This is a genomic window from Sulfitobacter sp., assembly GCF_036961165.1.
Taxonomy (GTDB): Bacteria; Pseudomonadota; Alphaproteobacteria; order Rhodobacterales; family Rhodobacteraceae; genus Sulfitobacter.
The window spans coordinates 1-5,630 of the sequence record NZ_JBALVJ010000133.1; the positions used below are offsets into that span (position 1 = coordinate 1).

The window sequence follows — 5,630 nt, forward strand, 5'->3', positions numbered from 1 at the left end:
TATCTTGCCGAGAAAATTCTACTTCCGCATCCCCTTAGTTTCGGGGGGGATTACCAGAGCAATGCGGGACAAAGCGTCGATGCGTTGCACTTGCGCCAAAGTCTGCTTTCGAGCGTGGCGCTTCAAATGTGCTTTTCGGGTGGAGAGCGCAGATAGAGCGAAGGTTCGCCGTAACGCCAAATATTTATTTAATGGAGGGGGAGCATCCCCCCCCTTTTTTCTGATAGTACTATCATCAAATCAGGAGATAGCGCGTGCGATGCGGATCAACTGCAAAGTTTCAAATGCGTTGTCCTGCAAGGTCACCAGTTCACCATTCACGACGGCATAGTTATAACTCGGCTCAAGCTCCGGCAGCTTGTAGGCTTGACGCAATTCGCTTTGCGTAAGTGCAGCCGTCGGCGCGACACGCAGCCCTGCAGGAAGGTTTTCAACCCGCGCCAGATCATTAATCCGCAGAAGTGATGTGTAATCTTCGTTGGTCAGCAAAACGGGTTGGCCATCTATCAAAGCATAGCGGTTGCCTGATGATGCGGGACGAAGCCCGTAAAGCGTGTAATCGGCGGAGCGATACTCGTCCAAGATTTCTGTGTCCTCGACGAATGGCCGCTTTGGGGGAGCCGCACCGCAGCGCCAGCCCTCATCACGAACGGCAGCTAAGGGCCGTGAGTGACGGCGCGTTGTTGAAATTTGCGCGGCGATGCTGTGGAGGCGAGAAGGTCGCTTTGCATTGGTTCAAAGCGGGGCTACTGACAACGAAACAAGCGAGGTCAGATCATGCATCGCAGCACAGTTTCGGTTACGGCCAAGGCGAATAGATTCTGGGTCAACGATAGTTCCGAATTTAAACTTGCCGTGAAGCTGGGCTGACTGCTGGCGGGCGCTGAGTTGGAAGTCATCGATTGCCTCAAGCACGCGCTCTGTCTTGGCAAGTATAGGCGTACCGTCGTGACTGATCTGGAATCCTTCGGCTGTGCGGTCGAAAAGAGTCACGCTAATCTCTTTTCTCAGTCGCTGTATTCGCTGACTGACTGCGGGCTGGGGCAGGTTCGATACATCTGCGGCGCGTGATACGCTCCCTTCGCGCGCAATGGTCACAAAGGCCAAGATTTTGTTTGTGTTCGAAAATCTCCCCATACTATAATAATTAGTATCCAGCGGTGTGAAATGTCATTAGCTTTTTGCCGCTTGACCACGCAAACATACAAAGACGGCGATCGGGGAGGGGCTATAACGGCGAGGTTTTGATGTGGGGGCGTGCTATTCCTCCATTGCTGGCTACCTTAGCCCTCTCTCATCGCAAAACGAAGCAACGAGGTGGGTAGAAAGCTATGAGTGACGGCGCAAACGAGTTCGACTTTTTTGTCATCGGCGGTGGCTCTGCTGGATGTCTGATGGCCAATAGGTTGAGTGCGGATTCGGCAAACCGCGTCCTGTTGTTGGAGGCGGATAAGCCCGACACATACCCGTGGTTTCACATCCCTGTCGGATACCTCTATTGTATTGGTAATCCCCGTGCCGACTGGATGTACAAAACCGAAGCCGTTAAGGGGCTGAACGGACGCAGTTTGCTTTACCCACGCGGCAAAACGCTGGGGGGATGTTCGTCGATCAACGGTATGATCTACATGCGCGGGCAGGCGCGTGACTATGACAATTGGGCCGCGTTAACGGGTGAAGCTGAATGGAATTGGGAAAGCGCCCTTTCAGATTTCAAGGCTCACGAGGACCATTACAAGCTGGATAATGGTGCCGATCACGCCACGGGCGATAACTCCCGCTTTTCAGATATGCATGGGCATGGCGGCGAATGGCGGATTGAAAAACAACGTCTTCGGTGGGATGTGCTGGACAGTTTTTCCGATGCGGCAGCGCAAACGGGCATCCAGAAAACAGATGATTTCAATAGCGGCGATAATGCGGGGGTAGGGTACTTTGACGTGAACCAGCGGTCTGGCTGGCGTTGGAACACATCAAAGGCCTTTCTGCGCCCCGCGAAGAAACGCGATAACCTGACCATCTGGACCGAGGCGCAGGTAGAAAAGCTCATCTTTGATCGCGCATGTGACGGTACTTTGCGCTGTGTTGGTGCAAAGGTGCAGCGCGAGGGCAGGTCAACTACCGTAAAGGCGGGCCGTGAAGTGGTTCTCTCTGCCGGTGCGGTCAACTCACCACAGATTTTACAATTGTCAGGTATCGGTCCTGCGGGTCTGTTGAAGCAACACGGTATCGATGTGGTTTTGGATCAGCCCGTTGTCGGGGAGAACCTGCAAGACCATTTGCAGATCCGCGCGGTGTTCGAGGTAGCGGGCACGAGCACGATGAACTCGCTGGCCAATTCAATGGTTGGCAAGGCCAAGATCGGTCTGGAATACCTACTGAAACGTTCTGGCCCGATGAGCATGGCCCCCAGCCAGTTGGGCGCCTTTACGCGATCGGACCCCAGCCGTAACCATCCCAACCTACAATACCATGTGCAACCTCTCAGCCTTGAGGCCTTCGGTGAGGATCTGCACGATTTTCCCGCCATGACTGTCAGTGTGTGCAACCTGAACCCGACCAGCCGTGGGCATGTGCGGATTGCTTCGGGCGATTTTCGCGATGCGCCCAAGATTACGCCGAATTATCTCGACACAGAAGACGACCGTAAAGTCGCCGCAGATAGCTTGCGTCAGGTGCGTGAAATCATGGCGCTACCGGCAATGCAGCCCTACGCGGTTGAAGAATTTAAGCCAGGTGTGCAGTATCAAACGGATGAAGAACTGGCGCGCCTCGCTGGCCATATCGCCAGCACAATTTTCCACCCCGTTGGCACCGTGAAAATGGGTGCGATAGAGGATGATACCGCGGTTCTGGATCCGCATTTGCGGGTCAAAGGTGTGGCGGGGCTGCGTGTAGTTGATGCCTCGATCATGCCCGAAATCACCAGCGGAAATACGAATTCCCCTACAATCATGATTGCCGAAAAAGCTGCAGGTTGGATCTTGGCCGGTCAGAAACCCCACCCCAACAAGTAGTCTTAACGTCTTGCACGACCTTGCATGCGCAGTTTGTTTTCCAATTTGCTGCTGACAGGGGGGGGCTTAGAAAACCTCGACTGTATTCGATGATCTCGCGGACGCGCTCGGTTAGATATTGTTGGACTGAGCTTGTGAAGTGGTCAGCGGTTAACGGAAGTTGCGGCGAAGAGTAAAGAATGTTGAATACGGGTCGCAAGCATCCCGTGGGGGTGAATAACTCCCGAATTTAACAAGGTTCGGAAATTGCGGAAAATGGGGCGAAGAAGAGCGCATCGCGTGATGGGATGATGCGAGCTAAACCGCGCGACTTCGAGCATCCGAGCCGCTTATTGCGGACAAGGGGCGATTACTGAACTCTTGGTAACTTTTCCATTTCAAACTGGCCGTTCATGCAAAATAAACCTAAAGAGCGCGCATAATTATTTGCGGACGGTCGCACTGATACCCCTGCACCTTATGAGTGTCGGATATGCACGAAGGGCGGATTGCGGACTTTTCTGCAAGTGCGAAGTGGCCTTGTGTCAACGGCGAGAGCCGACATTCAATCAGCCATGGATCGAGGGTATTTTCTGCGATGCAGAAGGCGGCTGTGAGCCCTTACTTACCAGAGCTGCAACTGCAGCATATTGCACCTGCAGAAATTTAGATGTGTCAGAGGCAGCCCAAAACCGCCGTTGGTTTCTCGTGCAGTTAACGGCAAGTATGAGTCCACGAAAAGTGTCAGGGGGCATTTTCACTCCCTTTTAGCTATGTTTGAATCATATCGGTGTGTAGCGTTGTCCAAGCACATTGAGGAATTTGGTATGGACCGCTTTGAAACTGACTACTTGATAATTGGTGCGGGGGCTTCGGGGCTTGCTTTTGCCGATACGCTACTTGAAGAAACGGACGCGCATATCACAATGGTGGATCGGCGGGACAAAGCGGGCGGTCATTGGAACGATGCCTATCCGTTTGTGCGCCTTCACCAACCCTCTTCATATTATGGTGTATCATCTCTTAGTTTAGGCCGTGGGAGCATAGATCAATCCGGCCTAAATAAAGGCTTCGAAGAGCTTGCATCGGGCCAAGAGGTGGCTAATTATTTTCACACCGTGATGCGGGATCGATTGCTGCAATCTGGCCGCGTGCGCTTTTTACCGATGTCCGAACATTTGGGTAACGGTGAAGTTCGGCAATTGCTCTCCAACAAAATTACCCAAATTGACGTGCGTCGACGGTTCGTTGACGCACGATTGCTAGAAAATGGCATTCCATTGACACATCAAAGAAAGTTCCATGTTGCTGCAGATGTTGCCTGCATCCCTCCGAACTTCTTATCTCAAAAGGCGCATTTACATGGCTATTTTACGATACTGGGCGCAGGTAAGACAGCCATGGATAGCGTTCTTTGGCTGCTTGAAAATGGTGCGGATGCCACGCAGATACGCTGGGTCGTGCCGCGTGATCCGTGGATGATCAATCGCGCTTTCACCCAGCCAAGTGGCGCATTTTATAATGAAAATTACGGCGGAACGATGCGCCAGATGGAAGCCATGAAGGAGGCTAACTCAATAGACGATCTCGCTGATAGGATGGAGGCCGCAAACTTGTGGATGCGTCTCGACCCATCAGTGCGCCCTGTCATGATACACGGACCAACGGTTTCAATTGCGGAACTTGAGCGACTTCGGGAAATCCAAGATATTGTTCGTATGGGCCATGTGGAAACCATCGAACCCGATAAACTTAGGCTTGCTGGCGGGGCTTGTTCTGCAAAGCCCGGCACTCTGTATGTTGACTGTACCGCACGGGCACTTGGTCACACTAACACATGGCCAATTTTCAACGATGATCAGATCGCGCTGCAAATGATCCGTCTCTACCAGCCCACGTTTAGCGCCGCTTTGATCGCTAAGATCGAAACGAGCTTGGACAGTGACAAGGCAAAAAATGCACTCGCAATACCGGTACCAATGACGGACACGGTGCAGACCTGGTTAGTGTCGCAAATTGCAAACACGACGAACCAATTCGTTTGGTCCCAACATCCTGAAATCAAAGCCTGGATTGCGTCCTGTCGCCTTGATGGCTTTGGTCGTGCTGCCCGCGAGGTTGATCGAAATGACCCAGAGGTGCAGTCGGTATTCAATCGGATAAAAGAGGTGTCGATGCCTGCGTTTGCAAATATGAAAAAGCTCGCGACAGCCTGAGATCTTCTGCAAGCGACAATTCATCGCGGCACTAATGCATAAAAACGAAACGGGATATTCTGACATAAACCGGGCATTCGCGGGGCACAACGAAGGGCTGCTTCCCTCCTGAGGTGCCGACGGGGCATCAAAAAAAGATTCAGATTTCGCACGTGCGGCAAATGTTTTGTAGGTCCGGCACTGCGGTCTATCAGCCGCCGAACATGCTGCGCGATGCACGAACGGCCGGTCTGGGGAAGCCGCGCTGTGGCATTGGAAGGCTGGTTCAATAGCCGGTTAGGGCCGTTCGCGTTGTTGGGAAACACGTACGGGAAGGGCGGAGAGTTGACCTTCGCTGCGTTGGGCATCGATGTCCGCTATGCGCGGCGGTCTCAACTGGTCGATGCAACACATGCATTGAAACGCTCTGCGGGAGTTT

At 52.9% G+C, this 5,630-nt stretch carries 5 protein-coding genes; 3 read left to right on the forward strand and 2 right to left on the reverse strand.

Going from position 1 to position 5,630, the window contains the following annotated elements:
• Positions 1-240: 240 nt before the first annotated feature.
• The gene (locus V7730_RS21810; RefSeq protein ID WP_335749663.1) at positions 241-582 is read right to left on the reverse strand and encodes a hypothetical protein; all 342 of its coding nucleotides are present in this window, start codon (positions 580-582) and stop codon (positions 241-243) included.
• A 153-nt stretch (positions 583-735) separates the two neighbouring features.
• Positions 736-1,137 carry a LysR family transcriptional regulator gene (locus V7730_RS21815; RefSeq protein WP_335749664.1) on the reverse strand — a complete coding sequence of 134 codons (402 nt, stop codon included), beginning with the start codon at positions 1,135-1,137 and terminating at the stop codon, positions 736-738.
• A gap of 194 nt (positions 1,138-1,331) precedes the next feature.
• Here V7730_RS21815 and V7730_RS21820 point away from each other — a divergent pair, with 194 nt between their 5' ends.
• The 3 genes from V7730_RS21820 to V7730_RS21830 all read left to right on the forward strand — a co-directional run.
• Positions 1,332-3,017 carry a GMC family oxidoreductase gene (locus V7730_RS21820; protein ID WP_335749665.1) on the forward strand — a complete coding sequence of 562 codons (1,686 nt, stop codon included), beginning with the start codon at positions 1,332-1,334 and terminating at the stop codon, positions 3,015-3,017.
• 806 nt (positions 3,018-3,823) lie between these two features.
• Entirely contained in the window at positions 3,824-5,212 is a 1,389-nt protein-coding gene (locus tag V7730_RS21825; RefSeq protein ID WP_335749666.1) for an NAD(P)-binding protein, read from the forward strand.
• 213 nt (positions 5,213-5,425) lie between these two features.
• A partial coding sequence (locus V7730_RS21830; RefSeq protein WP_335749667.1) for a hypothetical protein occupies positions 5,426-5,630 on the forward strand: 205 nt, incomplete at its 3' end.

What these genes read in the sequence shown, in the direction of transcription:
- V7730_RS21815 (WP_335749664.1), bottom strand. Translation starts at nt 1,137, where the DNA reads ATGGGGAGATTTTCGAACACAAACAAAATCTTGGCCTTTGTGACCATT.
- V7730_RS21820 (WP_335749665.1), top strand. Translation starts at nt 1,332, where the DNA reads ATGAGTGACGGCGCAAACGAGTTCGACTTTTTTGTCATCGGCGGTGGC.
- V7730_RS21825 (WP_335749666.1), top strand. Translation starts at nt 3,824, where the DNA reads ATGGACCGCTTTGAAACTGACTACTTGATAATTGGTGCGGGGGCTTCG.